Genomic DNA, 18,505 nt, shown 5'->3' with positions numbered 1-18,505 from the left:
CCATCCAATCGATGTCGGCCTTTGGGTTCAAGCCATTCTGCTGCTGGTTGCAGGGGGGATGATCGCCCTGACTTTCCACCGGCAGAGGCAGGACTACCGCACCCTTTTGCAGGTTGCGGAGGCTAGACTCGCGGCCTTGGAAGCAACCGAAAACAGGTATCGCTGGGCATTCGAACGTGCCGCCATTGGCTTTGCCAACATGAATGAGAACGGAGAGTTGCAACGGTCCAACAAGCGTCTTGGTGAGATGACAGGGTATGTCGAGGAGGAGCTTTCAAGTCTGCCGCTCAGCGCACTCGTCCACCCCGACGACAACCACACCTTGGCGGAAGCGTTGACTCGCCTGAAAGACACGACTTCGTTTGGCTCGGAGATCCGTCTCCTGAGAAGAGACGGCACGATTTTGTGGACAAGATTGGCCCTGTCTTTGGCCGTGCCAGCCGATGCTCTCCCTCAAAGCATTTTTGTAGTGGTGGACGACATATCGGGAGAGCGAACCGCCCGCGAGGCACTCCGGGCTCAGAAGGAATGGTTGGACCTGGCGCTATCGTCAAGCCGGTTGGGAACATGGCGCATAGATTTCGAGAGCGGGTCCGTGAAGGGCTCAGCCGCGTTCTGGGAAATGATGGGGCTGGCACCCGCGCCGAGCCGTCCATTGCAGGAATTGACTGCGGTCGTTCACCCGGCCGACTTGCCTAATCTGATGGCCCCGGGAGAGCTTGCATCAGGCGCCGACTATGACGCTGAGATCCGCATCAGGCGAACTGGCGGACATATCCGCTGGATTGCTCTTCGGGGACGGGACGAATTGCGCGACGGTCGTGCACAGCGAATAGGAGTCGCCGCGGATCTCACCGATCGGCGCATAACCATTCTGCTGCGGGCTGCGGCGAAGAAGCGAGAGCGGGCTATGCTTGAACAGCGCCATAGGCTCAACAATCTGTTTCCGGTGATCACGGCGCTTGTGAATATGGTTGGTGCCCCCGACAATGATATCGCCAGCTATAAGCAGACACTGATCGAAAAGATCGGCGCACTCCAGGCGACGCATCTGCTTCTTTCACGCGATGGCAGCCTGTCGGCTTCCCTGCGTGACCTCATCGTTCAGGAATTGCAGCCCTATATGGGGACGCATGACATTTCGATCAGTGGACCCGAAATAAAAATGGCTGAGGGTTCGGCTGAGAGCTTCGCAATGATCGTTCACGAGCTTACGACCAATTCCGTGAAGCATGGGGCTCTCGGCACTCCGGCAGGACGGATCGAGGTCGTGTGGCAATTCGTGGCCCAGGAGCCCGGCGCCGACATAGTGTTTGAATGGTCGGAATCGGGAGAGCGCCGGGTCTCCACCTCGGCTCGGCGTGGTTTTGGGTCGTTGATTATCGGAGCCGGCGGTGAGCCTATCGTGGGCCACTCTTCCAAGCTTGAGATGCTGGATCACGGACTGAAATATTCGGTCCGGCTGCCGCCAAAAGCAATCGGCGCTAGTTGATGTCCCTGGCGGCCCATGTCTTCAGCAAAACCGCGGCTTCCGTTCGATTTCGTGCCCCAAGTTCGCGCAGGACGGCAGCCGCATGAATCTTCGTCGTCGCTTCTGCAATTTCAAGAGAGCGGGCAATCTCTTTGTTCGAGTAACCTTCAGCCATCAACCTGAGGACTTCCTTCTGTCTGGACGTAAGCCTGCCCAGATTGTTGACGCTGATGGTCCTGTGGGGCATTTGCGTGGGAGCCTCGGATGGAAGGCGCACCGACGCCTTGGACCTTTGTGAAAGAAGTGCCGGAACGTAAATGCGGCCAGCCAGGATTTCGTTCACCGCCAGGACCACCTCCTCGTCCGTTTGGGACTTTACGATATAGCCATGAAGTCCAATCGAGAGGGCAGTTAGAATCTCGGCGCGTGAATCGGTCCCTGAGACAATTGCAAACCGTGTGTCGGGATGAGCCGGTAAGACGTCGCGAAGGTCGTCCTGACCGGACAGTCCCGGCATGTTCAGGTCGATGATGGCGAGATCAACAGGCGCCTGATCTTCAAGCAAGCTTATGACGGTATCAAAACACGCCGCTTCGAATATTTCCAAGTCTGGAATGCCGGCCATCAAAGCCAGTCGCAGCCCACGACGATACAAGCCGTGATCATCGGCGATGATAATACGATACATGAACCACCCACCTTTTGGCAGCCCGCATGTGTCCCTAGCTGCCGAAACCTCCCTTTGGATGGACTGTACGGTGACCCAACACAGATCAGCCGCCCGCTGATCCCCCGTATGTCGACGCTCGCCGCCGCCCATCGGCACATTTCAACCTTCTAATATAGCTTACAATCGCACACATTTCAGGGCCAGATGTTGAAGTGTTTTTTTCGTACGAACGGTAGCGATGCCCTTCCGAGCAGGTCGTTGCCGGCGCCGGACATGTGAACAGTTCCCAGCTCTGATCGCCCTGCCGCCCCCATGCCCTGCCAACTGGAATATTGAATCAAAAGGCCGGGAAAGTGCCATTCAAATGCACGACGACGCCTTCTTAAGCGCCACTTACCATCGCTGCACTCCGGAGAGGCAAAACCAACACTGGCGTACCTTCCGGCCGGGTGGGTTGGACCCATCACACCGCGACAGTCGTATCAATAGGAGGACGAGATGAAAGCGGTCATTCAGTGCGGTGGAATGGGAACACGCCTTCGGCCTTTCACTTCCATATTGCCCAAGCCTCTCATGCCGATCGGTGCTCGACCGGTTCTTGAATTGCTTTTGAAGTGGCTGCGGCGGAACGGCATTCAGGAAGTCTACGTCACGACCGGCTATCTGGGGCACTTGATCCGCACCGTATGCGGGGACGGATCCCAGTGGAATCTAAGGATACGCTACACCCAGGAACTGGAACCTCTCGGCACCATTGGCCCGCTCTCCCTGATCAGGGAGGAACTGGACGAGCCGTTCATTGTTCTCAATGGGGACGTACTTACCGATCTCAGTCTCAGCCGGTTTGTGGCATCACACCGCACACACACGGATCCAGTCACCATAGCCACCGCATCCCGCGTCATCAAGATGGACTTCGGCGTCATCGACGAGGTCGACAATACCGTTCAAGTATTTCGTGAAAAACCGACGCTATCCCATCTGGTAAGCATGGGAATATATTGCATGAATCCAGACGTTTTTCGTTTTATACCTGACGGCATCGCCTTCGGATTCGACGATCTCATGCTGCAGATGATGCAAAACGGCACGAATGTGCACGTCTACAAACATGACGGGCTTTGGCTGGATATCGGACGCGTTGAAGATTTTCAAAACGCACAAACCATTGCCTGGGAAGAGCAGTCCGCATCGATCGAGGTCTCGGCAGCGGCCGCTTGAGGGCTGAACGCTCGACCACGCCAACATGAGGAGGTCGTAATGCTCTTGGTCAGCGCTCCTATTCTTGGCTTTCCGGAAAAGGCGGCCTTGGCCAAAGTTGTCGACAGTGGGTGGCTGACGATGGGGGACCAGGTACGAGCCTTTGAAGAGGCCTTCGCGGCCGTGCATGATGCGGTCGATTGCGTTGCCGTCAGCTCTTGCACCGCCGCCCTGCATCTCATTCTCCATGCACTTGGGATCGGTCCCGGAGACGAAGTTCTGGTTCCCTCGCTGACCTTCGTGGCGACCGCGAATGCAGTGCTCTACGTAGGAGCAACACCGGTATTCGTCGACATAGAGTCGGCCGAAGTGCCACTGATGTCCCTAAGCGACGCGGAAGCCAAGTGCACCGGACGCACCAAGGCCGTCATTCTCGTCCACTTTGCCGGCTACCTCGCCGACCGGGAAGAATGGCAGAGATTTGCCCGTGTGCGAGGACTGCATATCGTCGAGGATGCCGCGCATGCTCCCGGCCTTAAGGAGGTGGGGACTTATGGTGCGGCCGCGGCCTTTAGCTTCTACGGCAACAAGAACATGACCACCGCGGAAGGTGGGGCCGTAATCGCCCGGGATGCACAGCTCCGTGAAGCGATCCGCCAGGCTCGCGGACATGGGATGACCAGCGGCACACATCAGCGGCTGAACAGCCGCACGCCGCAATACGATGTGACGATGCTCGGTTTCAATTATCGCATGGATGAATTGCGCGCCGCTATTGGCTTGGTCCAGCTTCAGAACCTGCAGGAATGGAATGAAATCCGGCGCATATTGGTCGTCCTCTATCGACGTCTGATCGCAGACTATTGCTCGGCTGTGACAGTTCCGTTCTGCAAACCGCGGACCTCGGCCTATCACATCATGCCTGTCCTCCTGCCACATGACGTCGACCGGCAAACGGTGATCGACCATCTGCGAACGAAGGGAATACAGACCACAATCCACTATACGCCCGTGCACCAGATGACGCTCTATCGCCAAATGTTCACTGAAATCCATCTGCCGAAGACCGAGGATTTCGCGCAGCGGGAGTTGACGATTCCACTACACCCGCAAATTACGGCAAGTGCGATCGAGTCGGTGGTTGTTGCGTTGGCCACCGCGATTGAAAGCAGCGGGCGCGCGGGAGCCGCGGCATGAACGCACTCGACGTGACGATGCATCGGCCCGCCGTAGCTGGCACCAGCCATGGAATTGCCAGGCGCGCGATGGATATCATCCTCGCCGCAGCAGCGGGAATGGCACTCGCTCCGCTGATGCTACTGATTGCTGTTGCACTCTTTGTCGAGGGTGGTTGGCCCGTGCTTTTCGCACAGACGCGCCTGGGTGCCGGCGCAAAACCATTTCGCATGTACAAGTTCCGCAAATTCAAGACAACAGCTGATCCTTTCGGCCTTGCGCTGACCATGAACGATGACAGCCGCATGACGCGGATAGGCCGTTTTCTCGCGGCAACGAAACTTGATGAGTTGCCGCAACTGTGGAACGTTTTTACGGGAGACATGGCAATTGTCGGCCCGCGGCCGGAAAGCCTTGCCTTCGCCGATTGTTTCCGCGGCGGCAATGAAGCCGTCCTGCAGTGGAAGCCCGGCCTGCTCGGCCCGACCCAGGTTCTCTTCCGTCACGAAGCCTGTTTTTACCCGCCATCCCTTGATCCGCTCCTGTTTTATCGAGAGGTCCTGTTCCCGGCCAAGGCAACGATCGACCTCGCCTATTATCCGCGGCGCACGATTGCATCGGACCTCGTCTGGATAATGCGAGGCTTCAGGGCGGTTTTCGGCGTGTCCCTGCCTCCCGCGGCAAGTGGATAGAGTTGGAAAGTGAGGAGAGTTTGGCATGAATGGATCGTTGTTCGTTCGCCAGTTTGTCAGCTCACACGATCAAAGGAGTGCGCAGTCGTGAGCTATCACGGCAGGAAGGTCCTGGTCACGGGTGCGGATGGATTTATCGGATCCCACCTCACGGAAGCGCTGGTGCACGAAGGCGCCGATGTCACGGCACTGGCCCTCTACAACTCGTTCGACAGCCATGGCTGGCTGGACGATTTACCCGACCACGTTCGAAGCCAGCTGCAATGCATTCGTGGGGATGTTCGTGACAGCGCGTTCATCAACCGGATCGTGCGCGGCCAGGCGGCGGTGTTTCATCTGGCTGCGCTGATTGCGATTCCCTACTCCTACGCGGCTGCCCAATCCTATGTGGAAACCAATGTGCTGGGCACCGTGAATGTCCTCGAAGCGGCACGCCACTGGGAAACCGAACGCATTGTGCATACGTCCACGAGCGAGGTTTATGGCACCGCTCTGACCATGCCGATCGACGAATCCCACCCACTGCAGGGACAGTCCCCCTACTCTGCATCCAAGATCGGCGCAGACATGATGGCGGCGTCCTATGCCAGGTCCTTCGATGTGCCGGTGGTCATCCTGCGACCGTTCAATACATACGGGCCGCGCCAGAGCGAGCGGGCCATCGTGCCGACCATCATAAGGCAGGCTCTGGACGAGAACTGTCCGGCGATCATGGTCGGCGACACCAGCCCTATCCGCGACCTTACCTTTGTGGAGGACACTGCTGCGGCATTTGTGGCGGCAGGGGCGGCCGAGCTTGAATTTGGCCATGCCTACAATGCAGGCAGCCAGCGCGCCGTCAGTGTCTCGGACGTTTTGGAGTTGGTGCTCGAGTTGAGTGGCACCAGGAAACCAGTTCGTCGAGATGAAAGCCGGATGCGGCCGCAAAACTCCGAGGTTCGCGCGTTGCTCGCCGATTCCTCGAACCTTGAAAGTAAAGTCGGATGGCGGGCACATACGAGCTTGCGTGATGGTCTGGAAAAGACCATCGAGTGGTGGCGCTCGCGCCTCAGCGAAGGCCGCGTCCGACGCGAAATGAGCTACATGACATGACCTTTCCGCGGCTCATACCAGCTTTGCTGTTGATGGCCGCTCTGCTGGCGCTGCACACAGCCGGAAACCGGCCGAGCGGTGCGGCAGGCACGGAGCCGGCAATGGATCTGCCCGCTTATCTGAAACCTGCAACTGATCCGGCGACAGGGATCCGCTTTACTCGGATCACTCAGCCCGGAGCGCTTGGCAGCGGAATTGTCTGCGGCAAAATATATTGCAGTCATCGCTACTCGAGCGCGCAAGCCTGGAATGCGGATCAGAGCCTCCTCGTCCTCATGAACGGCTGCAACGGCATGTGTTTCCTCGACGGGAAAACCTACCTCCCTTTGTTTCATCGCAACAAGTCGGGTGAGTGCGAATGGCGCCCTCGAAACGCGGAGATGATGATCTGTGTCGATGGTCAAAAGATATCGACCTGGGCGCCCCGCACCAATCGTGAGGACATAGTGTATGCCGCAACGAAATATCGGGATCTCGAATTCGGCCCGTCCAAGGGAAATCCTAGTCGTGACGGCAACCGCATTGCCGTACGCGCGACCCGCAATGATGGAGCTGCTGTCGTCTTCGCATACGACATCGACCGGCGTCTGAAATACCCGGACATCGATCTCGCCCAGGTTGCCGGAACGACCAGCTCCTGCACCATTTCTCCGCTCGGAGAGAACATCCTGTGTTTCCAAAATCTGGTCGACGGCACCGAACAGCGAGCCATTTTCGCAGTCGACGGGACCCTGCGCCAAACGTGGAAGGATCATCATCGGCCCGGCCATGGCGATTTGACTCTCGATGCGGATGGCAGCGAAATTTACGTCGGAACCAGCAAATCCGCTCCGGACAAATATCAGGTGATCAAGCGTCGGTTGTCCGATGGAAAGGTCACGTCGCTCACGAAGTACGGTGAGGCCGAGCATACGTCGCTGCGTGCTTTGGACAGGCCCGAATGGGCGTTTATAAGTTACGGGGGCAATCCCGATGAGGTTCGGAGCCACCCGGACTGGGCGCCATACACGCGCGAAGTGATCGCGCTGCGTGTCGACGGTCGTCAGGAGGTGCGACGCATCGTGCAGACGCGAAACGCTCCGTTCGACTATTGGAGCGAGACACATGCCTCACCCTCCCCTGATGGGTCGCAAGTGATCTGGTCGAGCAATTGGGGGGTGCCTGGTGGGCCGGTCTACGAATTCGTCGCCCATCTCGATTGGCCGCAGCAGCCGGGCCTGAATTAAAGGGAGATTGCCATCGATGGCCTTCGTTAGCCGAATTTTCTTTGCAGCCCTTGCCGGTTGCCTGGCCCTGGATATCGCAGCCGCGGCTGAAGCGCCGGTGGCCTATAAGCTGTCGCCCGGCGATACGGTGGAGATAGGAATAGCCTCCATAGCGGAGCGAACGCAACGCGCGATCGTGCAAATGGATGGCTCGATCGCGCTGCCCGAGTTCGGGATGATCCCGGTTGGCGGGCTGACGCCGGCAGAATTGCAGACGCGCATGGAGGCGGTGCTGCCAACCAAGATAGTCCATCAGCGCCTACCTGATGGACGGGAGCAAATGATCGTCATCAAGCCGAGCGACGTCACGGCCGTGATCGCGGAGTACCGTCCGATCTATGTGACTGGCGATGTGCTGACACCAGGGCAGCAGACTTACCGGCCACTCATGACTGTCCGACAGGCAATTGCCGTCGCCGGCGGTTTTAGTCTCCTGCGGTCTCGGGCAAGCCAAAGCGGACCTGATCCCGTTGATCTGCGACGCGACTACGAGTCGATCTGGGGGGACTACATCAGGGACTACTTTCATGGCGCGCGCATCCGCGCCGAACTTCAGAACCAGGCAGAATTTGACATGCAACCGCCGCAAGGCTCGCCCCTGTCGAATGCATTGATATCGGCGGTCGCGCAGGCGGAAGCGGAGGGCCTCAAGATTTCGCTGAACAATTTTCAGCAGGAGCAAAGCTATCTCGACAAGACCGCCAAGGATGCCGAGGCTCAGGTCGAGGTTCTGCTCAAGCGCGAGCAGACGGAAGCGGCCGCGGTGAAACAGGATGAGGACGATCTTGCGCGGGTCACCAAATCGTTCGAATCGGGCAACCTGACCAACAGCAGGCTCGCCGACGTCAGGCGTGCCGTGCTGATGTCGTCGAGCCGGGCGCTCGAGACCTCAGTCGAACTGATGAGAACGCGGCGCCAGCAGGAAGACTCCGTCAGGCAGCAGGAACGCAATGAAAATCAAAGAAGGATCGGCCTTCTGAACGAATTGAGGGACACCGACCTTCGCCTCGCCGAGACCACTGCAAGGCTCCACGCAGCCAGCCAGAAGCTTCAGCCATCAGGGGCGTCCGCGCTTCCACTGCCCGTCGCCGGCGAAACCTTTCAGGCGCGGATCACAATAACCGGCGGGGCCGGCGACGCGTCAAGAGGTCGACCGGTCGACCAGGACACCGAGGTTGCGCCTGGAGACACCATCGAGGTGAGGTTCAGCAGCGAACTGCAGAGCGCGGCGATCCAGTAGTTGCGCGGACGTGAACCGAGCCGGGAACGACGTTGCTGATGGCTCGCCCATGGCATGAAGACCGGGCGCCTGAGAAATCAACATTGGGAAATCAAGAAAGCGGGTTTGCCGTGATTGGTGAAATAGATGTCGCCAGCGCCTACAGCACCGGCCGCACCGACTTCATGGGGCTGAAGTTGGTTGTCGCGCCCGGCGTGCTCGTCCCTCGCCCGGAGACGGAACTGCTCGGCAGCACCGCCCTCAATGTGCTTCGTGAACTTAACAGGCCGGTACCGCGTGTCGTGGACATGTGCTGCGGGGCGGGCAATCTCGCCTGCGCCATTGGATACAAGGTCCCCACCGCGCGCGTCTGGGCGAGCGATCTTACTGACAGCTGCGTCGAAACCACCTGCCGGAACGTTGCCCATCTTGGCCTGGCCGGACGTATTTCGGTGCTACAGGGCGACCTCTTCAATTCCTTCTCGGGTCTGGAGCTCGAAGGTACGATCGATCTGGTCGTCTGCAACCCGCCTTACATCTCGGAGAAGCGGCTCGAAAACGACCGCGCGCATCTGATGGAACTTGAACCCCGTGAGGCGTTCGCTGCCGGGCCTTACGGCCTGAGCATTCATATGCGGGTGATCAAGGAGGCGCAGCATTATCTGCGGCAAGGTGGCATGCTGCTTTTCGAGGTCGGGCTTGGCCAGGACCGGCAGGTCATGAGTTTGGTTGAGCGTTCCAAAGCCTATGAGAGCATTCGCACGGTTGCGAACAAAGCCGGTGAAGCCAGGGTGGTTTGTGCACGGGCCAAAGCGCCAGCGTGAGCCGCGCCATGGGTTTGCGCGCCCGGTTGGGACGACGCCCTCAAGCCGTAGCCCGGCGATCAGTTTTCCTTGCTGACCACGTAACGTGCAATTCCCTGGATGGAATCGAAATTCTCCGGCAGAAGTTCACTGTCCTCGACAGTGATGCCGAATGTCTCCTCGACGAATCCGATAACTTCAAGCACTCCAGTCGAGTCTATGATGCCCTGATCGAGCAACGACGTTTCAACTTCCAGCGCACGCGGGTCGGCTACGTAGAAGTTTGACGCCAGAAAGGCGCGGATTTGATCGCTGTAGGTGTCAATTCTGTTGTTCGTGCTCAGCATTGAATTGGCCTCCGATCCAAATAATTTCCGTAAATTGCTTTATGACAGCGCCATTTTCTTGAGCTTGCCCGTGTCCGTCATCGGCAGACTGGACACAATTTGGATGGACTTCGGAATCATGAAGTTTTCCAATCGCTTCTGACATTCCATCCGCAGCTGCTTTTCGCCCATGATCGTTCCTTGCTCCATGACGACAAACGCTTTCACTGCTTGCCCCAGCAGGTCATCAGGTACTCCGACAACCGCGGCTTCCCGTACTCCCGGGATTTCCATCAGCACGTTTTCGACTTCCCTAGGCGCCACCTTTTCTCCCCGCGATTTTATGATCTCATCGCTGCGGCCGACAAAATAGAGGTAGCCTTCCTCGTCCATTCGGCAGTAGTCGCCGGTGTACAGAACCTGCTCGCCGGGCAAAGGACCTGGCTTGAGCTTCTTCGCGGTAGCCTCCGGCTTACCCCAGTAGCCCTTCATGACCGTTGCCCCGCGGATGACCAACTGGCCGACGACATTGGGACCAACCCTTCGGTCATCCTCATCGACAATCCACATTTCGGTGTTCGGGATGGCGATCCCCACGCTCAACGGTTTTCGGGCAAGATCGTCCGGCGGAAGATAGGTGCAGCGTTTGCATTCGGTCAGGCCGTACATCGAATAGATGCGGGCGGCGGCAAACAGTTCCTGGAGCAGGCGAATGTGCTTAAGCGGCAGGGCTGCCGCCGTATTCGTGACATACCTTATGCTTGCAAAATCATTTGCCTTCAGCGTCCTGAGATCCGACAGCGCGGCAAAGATGGTCGGCACGCCGGGAAAGCCTGTAACTCTCTCCCTTTCGATGATCGCAAGTATCTGTGCGTGGAAGGCAAACGAGCGCTCGAGGACCAACCGCGCCCCGGTACGGAATGCCATTATCATCTGATAGAGGCCGTAGTCGAAGGCCAGGGGCAAGACATTGAGGATCACGTCGTCTTCGCCAAGCTCAAGGTACGAGGCGATAGACGTGCAGGCTGTCATCATGTTCCTGTGTGTCAGCATCACGCCTTTGGGTTCGCCGGTCGAGCCCGACGTGTAGATGATGGCTGCGAGATCGATATCGATGCGGCGGCGGGGCGGCGCTTTGCCGTGGCCGGCAGCCGCCTCATCCCAGCGCACGGCATGCGGCAATCCCCGGAGCTCGGCGTCGTCCACCTGACCGGAGACGATGAGCCGCCGCAGCGACGGACAGTTACGCGCCGGCTCAGCAAAGACCGGCTGCAAATGTTTGTCGGTGATCAATGCTGCCGGAAGGCAATCGTTGAGCAAATACCCCAGCTTGTCGCTCTTGGTGAGCGGATTGACGACGCACACAACGGCGCTCGCCTTGAGAACCGCCCAGAAGCTGACCACGGTCTCGACGGTGTTGTCGGCGAAGATCATAACGCGGTCACCGGGGGCGACCCCGGACGTGACGAGATGACGGGCGACCGCGCTGGAGCGTGTCTCAAGCTCGTCATAGGTGAGCCGGTGCTCGCCGCACACCAGCGCTATCTTGTCGCCGAGCCGTTCGGCCGAATGGCTGAGGTAATCGTCCAGCAGAGGTACGGCGCCATGCATCATACCAGCACCTCTTCCCTGTGCAGGTGATCGACGTCTATCCTGAGGTCGACCGCATGCGCGCTCGATGGGCGGCTAGCGACAAACTGCTGATGGAGGAGCTGCGTCGACAGCACGCCGACCAACGCCATGTTGTCCGAGTTGGACAGATCCCCATCGCCGGTCTTGGCAGCGCATTTGTCCAGCAGGCGCGCGACCGAGTTCGGATCAAAGACATTCGCCGCGCGCAGGGCAGTCTCGGAGAGTGCTTCGCGGACATAGGCGGGTGCGCCATCGCCCGTGAAGCAAAGTGCGTTGGGCGCCCGGTAGGGTTGCTTCTTGCGGGCCACGACTTCCGCGGGCACGATCGATTTCGCCACACGCTTCAGCACGTGTTTCTCATCCAGAATGCGCAGCTTGTAGTCGGGCGGGAGCGAATTCGCCAACGCCACGAGCCTGTCGTCCAGGAACGGGAAGCGCCCCTCGACAGAATGGGCCATCAGCATCCTGTCACCCTGCGAGGAGAGCAGGTAGCCCGACATCAGCGTCCTGATCTCAAGATACTGGTCCTGCGCGAGAGGACCCCATCGTGGAAACTCTTCGGGCAGGTGGCCAAGCAGGTCCGCCACCACGTCGTGACGCGCCGCTTCGGCATGCATGTCGGCCGAGAACAGCCGTTTGATGGCGCTGGTGGTGCGCCAGCGGGTGTCATGCGCGAAGCCGGGCGCGCCAAATGCATGGATACCGTGTCCGAAGAACTGGCGCGCCATCGCCTGCTGCTTGACGGGCGACCGGCTCAGATAGGGGTAGAGCCGTTCCAGCAGTCGCGCGCGTCGGGCGGATGCGGGCTGCCGCCCCCAGAAACGGCGGACCTTGCCTTCACGGAACAGGTCGTAGCCGGCAAACATCTCGTCGGCGCCCTCGCCGGTCAGGACGACCTTGATGCCATGTTCGCGCACCAGCCTCGAGAGAAGGAACAACGGCGCCGGCGCGGTCCTGAGAATCGGACACTCGGCGTGACGGATCACATCTGGGAAAACCTCGGCAATATCACCGCGCGAAACCATCACCTCGTGGTGCTCGCCGCCGCTCGCACTTGCAACCAGCCGCTGGTAACGGGTTTCATCATATTCGGCGTCAGCAAAACGCAACGAGAAGGTCTGGAATGGCGCGCCGGCGAAGCGCCTACCGAGCATGGCGACAAGTGAGCTGTCGAGCCCGCCGGAAAGGTAGCAGCCAACCGGCACATCCGCCTTGACCATTCTAAGCGCCGTCGCGGCCTGCAAGGCGCTACGCACTTCGTCCACCGCATCGTCCAGTGAGCCGGTGAAGGTGCCATGGGCCTGGTCCGCGATCTCGGGATAGCAAGGTTTCCAGAAAGCGTGCTCACGAACGCTGCCATTGTCGTAGATGCGTACATGGCCGGGGGTAAGTTCCTTCACTCCCTGAAATACGCCTTGCGGCGGTACGACCGTCCACAGCGTGAAAGTCTGGTCTATCCCCGCCGGATCGAAGGCCCGCGGTATCGCCGGGTCGGCTGCGAAAATGGCCTTCACTTCGCTGGCGAAGTGAAGGCGGCCAGCATGTTCGCACAAATGCAGCGGGCAGATGCCGAACCGGTCGCGCGACAGGACGAGGCGGCCTGTCAGCGAATCCCAGATGGCGAGTGCCCACTGCCCGTTTAGCCTCTCGAACGCGGCCACGCCCCAGGCGCGGTAGGCGTGCACGATGACCTCGGTATCGCTGCGGGTGCGGAAACGATGCCCCAGCGCCGTGAGTTGTTCACGCAGCTCGATGTAGTTGAAGATCTCGCCGTTGAACACGATCCAGGTGGTATCGCCGGTGTCGGCGAGGGGCTGCTGTCCGGTCGAGAGATCGATGACCGACAGACGGGTATGCGCCAGCCCCGCCCGCCTGTCGCGGTAAACGCCGCTCTCGTCCGGGCCTCGATGGGAGAGCGCGGCTGCCATTCGTAGAAGCGCGGCTCGTGAAGGAGGCTCCGCAGCCGCGTTCAGCGCCACAATTCCGGCGATACCGCACATGGGTCAATCCCTGTCCATCGCAGCGGACAGCTGCGGCCGTGCGTGAAGGTAGCGGGCGGCGCGGCGTTTGCTGACGATATCCTTATAGACCTTCTCGACCTGCTCGGCCGTCAGGCCGGCGGCGGCGGCAACCACGCCGGCCGAAATTCCGTGATTCATGCCGTAGAGGCACAAATCCATCAGCTGATAGGGCAAGGCGAAGTAGAACTCCTCCTGGGTTTGCGCCATGGAAAACGTGTCCGTGGTCGGCGGCCTCATTCGGACCTCCTCGTCAATCCCGAGATATTCCGCCAGCTGATAAACCTGGGTCTTGTAGAGATGGACGATCGGCATCACGTCGGCGACGCCGTCGCCCTGCTTGACGAAGAAGCCTTGGTCATATTCGAGCCGGTTTGGCGTGCCTGCCACTGCATAGTTGAGGCGGTCCGCATGATAGTATTCAGTCATCTTGCGAACCCGCTGCTTGTAGTTGGTTGCAGCGACGATCTGCAGGTAAGCCGCCGGCGAAAGACGCACGGTGTCGATCTTTCCGTCCGGATCCTCGACGGTGAGGCGCGTGATATTAAGGCCGCTGCTCTCCAGCACCGATGCCATGACCAGCTTGCATTTCCAGCCTTCGCCATATCCAGGGACGGCAGTTCGGATGGCCTCCATCTGTCGGGCGTAGGCACCGATGCCCTCGAGCGCCGGCTGGATATCTTCAAGGATTGTGTCGATGCCAAGCTGCCCGGCGACGCTGCGGCCAAGCCTCAGCGAGTCGCCGGATGAATCGCGCTCCGGCATGAACAGGCCCAGTACCTTGTCCCTGCCGAACGCGCGTGCGCAGACCGTTGCGACGACCGAACTGTCGATGCCTCCGGAGAGCCCGACAACCACTCCGCGGCGCCGTTGTGTGCCGAGAACCTGTTCGCGCAAGGTCTCGACGATGCGATCGATCTCCAGCCGGGCATCGAGCGCCAGCACACCGCTGCTGAATTCCCCGATCAGGTCGATGACACTGCCTCCCGTTTCTGTGACTCGATTGAAGAGTAGGTCTCAGTCACAGCGTTTTCGATGAGCGGGCGATTGATGGTCAGATGAGGCTCCACGACCATGTCGATGTGAGTGCCGGCGATCGGAATGACGTCCAGATGGACGAATGCCCGATCCCACCCAAGTGCAAGCGGCATTCCGGGCCGCGCGCAACGGAACAAGGTGCCGGTGATCGGCAGTATCGGCCTGGGTTCTGTGAGCCACTGGAAGAAGGCGCGCGCGCGCAGAACTTCCTGCAGTTCCAGTTTGGTTCTGAAGCTCGTCGGGTTGAACTGACCCTCGGCATAGCGATCGAGGAAGCTGGCAAGCCGGGATTCGCAGTGCATTTTGACCGCGACCTTGGCAAGCGCGCGGCATGCCACTCGACTAGCCGATATACGATTGGTTCGGATCCGGTGAAATGTCCGGGTAATCGTCTCCCAACGCTTGCTGCGTTCGCCAACCAGGCTGGTATCCAGAATGCCCGTGAACGCTACCGCTCGCCCTTGATCAAGCAGACGCGCGGCAACCTCAAAAGCAACCGCTCCTCCGAGCGAGTGACCAAGCAGGCGAACACAGCCGGTCGGCTGTACGCGGTTGATATGATCGATTGCAGCTTCGACCATTGCGGCGACGGTGTTCTGACCTTGCAGGATCATGCCCAGGGCCGGATATCTGATGGGAGACACCCTGGCGACCTTGCTTATTGCCGATGCGAACGAAGCAAGGCTCGGACCATAGCCGACCGACCCGGGGAAAAGGAAAAGCAGCGGAGGCTCGTGTTTCCAAGCGGGCGCGTGCTCGCCGCCTCCTTGAGCAGAAATGACCGCTGCAACCATCTCATCGAAGCTCATTCCAACCGTGAAGGCTTCCAATCCGAGCTCCTGCCCGATCGCGCTTTCGATTTCCATGACGCAGTGCAGCAGCTTCAGCGAATCTCCCCCCGCTTCATCCCAACAGCCCAGGGCGACCCGCGTCTTGAGGACCTTGGTCCAGGCACGCCGTACGATCTGATGAGCAGGAACTTCATGTCCCGCATGGGGTATTTGCGGTGGGGGCGTGGTTTCCCGAACCGAAAGGTCAATTGCAGCCAGCGTTGTCATATCGATCTTTCCGCTGGGCAGTCGCGGTATCTCGGCGCTTGCATGGAGTCGCAACGGGCAAAGCGCCGGCGGCAATTTTGTCCTGGCAAGTTGGCGCAGCTCGTCGCAAAAACTGGCTCCCGCTCCGCTGTGCGGTACGGCGAATGCAACCAGTTCATTCGCCGGGGTGACGATAACCACGGCATCCTTCACCGACGGCGCGCCACGCAGCACCCGTTCGAGTTCGGCCGGCTCAACGCGCCGCCCATTGACCTTTATCTGGCGCCCTTTGCGGCCTATGATCCGCAGCAGGCCGTCACTCCCGATTTGCACAAGATCGCCCGTCGCAAAGATGCGAAGCGTCTGGTCGTCGGGGTCTACTTCAAACGGAACAACGGCCCCGTTTTCCCAATGTCCAAGCGCGACATACGGGCTTCTGATCAACAGTTCTCCGATCTTGCCGGGCTGAACCGGGTAACCCTCTTCATCGACCACTGCGAAGCTGATTCCCGGAAGCAGCCAGCCGACGGGAGCCGAAGAATCGAATTCCGGCCAATCGTGCGGCAAGAACCACTGCGATCCCGTCGTTTCCGTCGATGAATAGCCGATCTGCACCAGGCAATTTGGCGGGACAGCCTTGCGCACGAGGCGGATGTCGGCCGAAGATACCTTCTCGCCTCCAATTCGGGCAACTCTGAGCGAACCAAAGGCGTCCGCGGGTTCATCCGCCAAGAGAGCGCGAAGCAATGCCGGCACCAGATAGGTGATCGTCACGCCTTCGGATTGCATGCGGCCGCGAACCGCGCGCAGGCCGACGGCTTCAACCTCCACAAGCTGCAACGTGGCACCCGTGAGCAGAGCGGCAAGAATTTCCCGACAGCCGGCGATGGTTGCCGGGCCGGTCAGAGGCAGGAATACATCCTGTGCATTGATGTGGCACGCATCGACATATTGCTGCACTCGGCACAGCAAGTTCCGCTGGCTGTTGACAATCCCCTTGGGGCGGCCCGTGCTGCCGGAGGTATAAAGCACGATTGCCGGTGCATCGACAGAAACCACACGGTGTGCGGCTGGATGGGGCGTTGCCTGCAATGATTGCGCCATATCGATCCAGGCAACGTGCTGGGGCAGATCAAGGCCGTGGAGGCCTTTGTCGCCAATTATGGCGGAGAGCCTCGCGTCGGCGACGATTTCGTTGATGCGCGAGTCCGGATCTCGCACGTTAAGCGGCACTGACGGCCGACCGGATGCCATGCTGGCCAGCATCGCAACGGTGTACCAGACCGAGTTGGCCTGAAGTATTCCAACCGCATTTCCGTCGGGAACGACGGCTTCAATCCAGCCGGCCAATGCCTCGACCGCCCGAAAAAGCTCGGAATAGGTCAGTCGATTGGTGCCGTCGCTGGCGGCTAATTTTTCGGAATAACGCCCGGCGATCTCCCTCAGGTGATCAAAGACAGGAACGTCGGCGAAGCCAGTTCCCATCCGTTGATGCAGACGTAGAACAGGCCCGCCATGGTCAAGAGCATGATCGGGAGCTTTTAGCCATCGGCAAGGGACCACCGCTTGGTAGTCAGCCTGCACCGTTTGAATCGCCCTCGAAGATTCTAAATGCGCCAGAGACATAAGGGCCCCACGCTAGGATTGTTGCCGCTTATCGCTCCGCGGCATGATCTTTTCATCAATCATTCGGATGATGCGTGAGACGGTCTTAATCGCTTGAATTATTCGAAGATGAAGAGGCCAGCCTGCGCCCGCCCGGGCTGCGGGACTACCTTACCTTACAGAGGTGTCGGGCTGCGCGCTGCTATCCGCTTTGCCAGTACTTGAAACGAAGCAGTATGCGAACACTTCCCCTCCAAGCTCATCCGTTACACGAACCCAATTGTTTTCCCAAGTCCGCAGGGTAACCTGGCGTCCCGTTGACATAGTCGCCGCCGTGAACGGGCTGGACGCATTGACGTTACTCGCCGCGACCACGTCATCCCCCTCCATTTGTTCCACCAGGTATGTTTGCATCACTGCTCCTGACTGTGGGGCAAGGCCGGTTCAATCGCGTGTAGCTGGACAACTCCAACCGCAGGGAACGGATTTCGTTCCATGCTACAGGCAACCCTACCGCCGGAAGTCAGCCTTCAGATCGCCTGCCCTCCTGGCAGGACCGTGGCCTAGCCGCTGAACGACTGGTCAGGACTGAGCTATGCTTTGGGGGAGATGGACCTCGCCCTGCGAATCCGCATACTTCTGGAAAAGTGCAATCTTGTCGGGATACGTAATCCGGATTTCGCTGTGACAGCCCTCGCAGCGATATTTGGACGCAACCTGGAACCAGCGCCCGGGTTTCAGCAAAGCCAATCCGCAGCGAGGACATTTGAACGTCATTTCAAGAGGGCATAGATTCTGACACAGCGGCATTTCGCAAAGTCCATAAGGGATACCTAATGTTAGGCAACGACAGCCGGCCGAAATCGTTCCTGGACGCCGTTCTTTTCGTCAGGCCGATGACCAGCCCCGGACGCCGGGAGATTATTGGATTATCCGCGATGCCAGATTTACTGACGCGGGCCTGAACTCAAGCGCACCCCGATTTCCGGTGGCGTAGCGCCGTTGCAGGCGTTGACTGATGTCAGCAGCTTGCAATCCGAATGAGCAAGCCCGGAGCGAGGTGGCCTCGGGGGGACGACGGGGCCGCACGGTCGACGACACGGCCTATCCGGATGCTGAAACAACGCCGCGCGCCGACCCTGTCGAACAGCACCAGTGGAACAGGCAGGACGAAAAGCGGCGCAACAGGCGGCAATACTTAAGTGTCTCGCCTATATCGTAGCTCGGAAGCCGCGATCCCGACCGAGTTGATGGATATGGA

14 protein-coding genes are annotated in these 18,505 nt (G+C 59.4%); 8 read left to right on the top strand and 6 right to left on the bottom strand.

What is annotated here, in order from left to right:
• Nucleotides 1-1,492, top strand: a 1,492-nt coding sequence (locus tag EN994_RS01615; protein WP_127307376.1) for a PAS domain-containing protein, incomplete at its 5' end; no start/stop codon positions are given.
• On the opposite strand, the gene EN994_RS01610 is transcribed toward EN994_RS01615, so the two are convergent.
• On the bottom strand, nucleotides 1,485-2,159 hold the full coding sequence (locus EN994_RS01610) for a response regulator transcription factor (protein WP_063170174.1): 675 nt from the start codon (nucleotides 2,157-2,159) through the stop codon (nucleotides 1,485-1,487). The genes EN994_RS01615 and EN994_RS01610 overlap by 8 nt on opposite strands.
• Nucleotides 2,160-2,639: 480 nt before the next feature.
• Between EN994_RS01610 and EN994_RS01605 the strand changes: the two genes are divergently transcribed.
• From EN994_RS01605 to EN994_RS01575, 7 genes are all read left to right on the top strand, one after another.
• Entirely contained in the window at nucleotides 2,640-3,362 is a 723-nt protein-coding gene (locus tag EN994_RS01605) for a sugar phosphate nucleotidyltransferase (protein ID WP_013533115.1), read from the top strand.
• Nucleotides 3,363-3,401: 39 nt separating this feature from the next.
• The gene (locus EN994_RS01600; protein ID WP_013533116.1) at nucleotides 3,402-4,538 is read left to right on the top strand and encodes a DegT/DnrJ/EryC1/StrS aminotransferase family protein; all 1,137 of its coding nucleotides are present in this window, start codon (nucleotides 3,402-3,404) and stop codon (nucleotides 4,536-4,538) included.
• The gene (locus EN994_RS01595; protein WP_013533117.1) at nucleotides 4,535-5,209 is read left to right on the top strand and encodes a sugar transferase; all 675 of its coding nucleotides are present in this window, start codon (nucleotides 4,535-4,537) and stop codon (nucleotides 5,207-5,209) included. The genes EN994_RS01600 and EN994_RS01595 overlap by 4 nt, the downstream gene beginning before the upstream one ends.
• Before the next feature lie 87 nt (nucleotides 5,210-5,296).
• The gene (locus EN994_RS01590; RefSeq protein WP_063167490.1) at nucleotides 5,297-6,301 is read left to right on the top strand and encodes an SDR family NAD(P)-dependent oxidoreductase; all 1,005 of its coding nucleotides are present in this window, start codon (nucleotides 5,297-5,299) and stop codon (nucleotides 6,299-6,301) included.
• A complete protein-coding gene (locus tag EN994_RS01585) occupies nucleotides 6,298-7,527 on the top strand; it encodes a hypothetical protein (protein ID WP_027163967.1) in 1,230 nt (409 codons plus the stop codon). Before EN994_RS01590 ends, EN994_RS01585 begins: the two co-directional genes overlap by 4 nt.
• Nucleotides 7,528-7,543: 16 nt before the next feature.
• On the top strand, nucleotides 7,544-8,806 hold the full coding sequence (locus EN994_RS01580; protein ID WP_063167489.1) for a polysaccharide biosynthesis/export family protein: 1,263 nt from the start codon (nucleotides 7,544-7,546) through the stop codon (nucleotides 8,804-8,806).
• 110 nt (nucleotides 8,807-8,916) lie between these two features.
• On the top strand, nucleotides 8,917-9,609 hold the full coding sequence (locus EN994_RS01575; RefSeq protein WP_164745784.1) for a class I SAM-dependent methyltransferase: 693 nt from the start codon (nucleotides 8,917-8,919) through the stop codon (nucleotides 9,607-9,609).
• Nucleotides 9,610-9,668: 59 nt separating this feature from the next.
• Here EN994_RS01575 and EN994_RS01570 read toward each other — a convergent pair whose 3' ends face one another.
• The 5 genes from EN994_RS01570 to EN994_RS01550 are packed head-to-tail and all read right to left on the bottom strand — an operon-like array spanning nucleotide 9,669 to nucleotide 17,124.
• Entirely contained in the window at nucleotides 9,669-9,935 is a 267-nt protein-coding gene (locus tag EN994_RS01570) for an acyl carrier protein (protein ID WP_013533122.1), read from the bottom strand.
• Between the two features lie 39 nt (nucleotides 9,936-9,974).
• Nucleotides 9,975-11,528 carry a class I adenylate-forming enzyme family protein gene (locus EN994_RS01565; RefSeq protein ID WP_164745783.1) on the bottom strand — a complete coding sequence of 518 codons (1,554 nt, stop codon included), beginning with the start codon at nucleotides 11,526-11,528 and terminating at the stop codon, nucleotides 9,975-9,977.
• Nucleotides 11,525-13,546, bottom strand: coding sequence for an asparagine synthase (glutamine-hydrolyzing) (asnB, locus tag EN994_RS01560; RefSeq protein ID WP_063167487.1), 2,022 nt, complete (start codon nucleotides 13,544-13,546; stop codon nucleotides 11,525-11,527). Before asnB ends, EN994_RS01565 begins: the two co-directional genes overlap by 4 nt.
• A gap of 3 nt (nucleotides 13,547-13,549) precedes the next feature.
• Nucleotides 13,550-14,530, bottom strand: coding sequence for an NAD(+) synthase (nadE, locus tag EN994_RS01555; protein WP_272482884.1), 981 nt, complete (start codon nucleotides 14,528-14,530; stop codon nucleotides 13,550-13,552).
• Entirely contained in the window at nucleotides 14,530-17,124 is a 2,595-nt protein-coding gene (locus EN994_RS01550; RefSeq protein ID WP_082826410.1) for an AMP-binding protein, read from the bottom strand. Before EN994_RS01550 ends, nadE begins: the two co-directional genes overlap by 1 nt.
• Nucleotides 17,125-18,505 lie beyond the last annotated feature (1,381 nt).

Origin of the sequence: Mesorhizobium sp. M7A.F.Ca.CA.002.09.1.1 (assembly GCF_003998555.1) — a bacterium.
In the GTDB taxonomy this organism is placed as follows: domain Bacteria; phylum Pseudomonadota; class Alphaproteobacteria; order Rhizobiales; family Rhizobiaceae; genus Mesorhizobium; species Mesorhizobium ciceri.
This window is presented reverse-complemented; position numbering and strand designations above follow the sequence as displayed.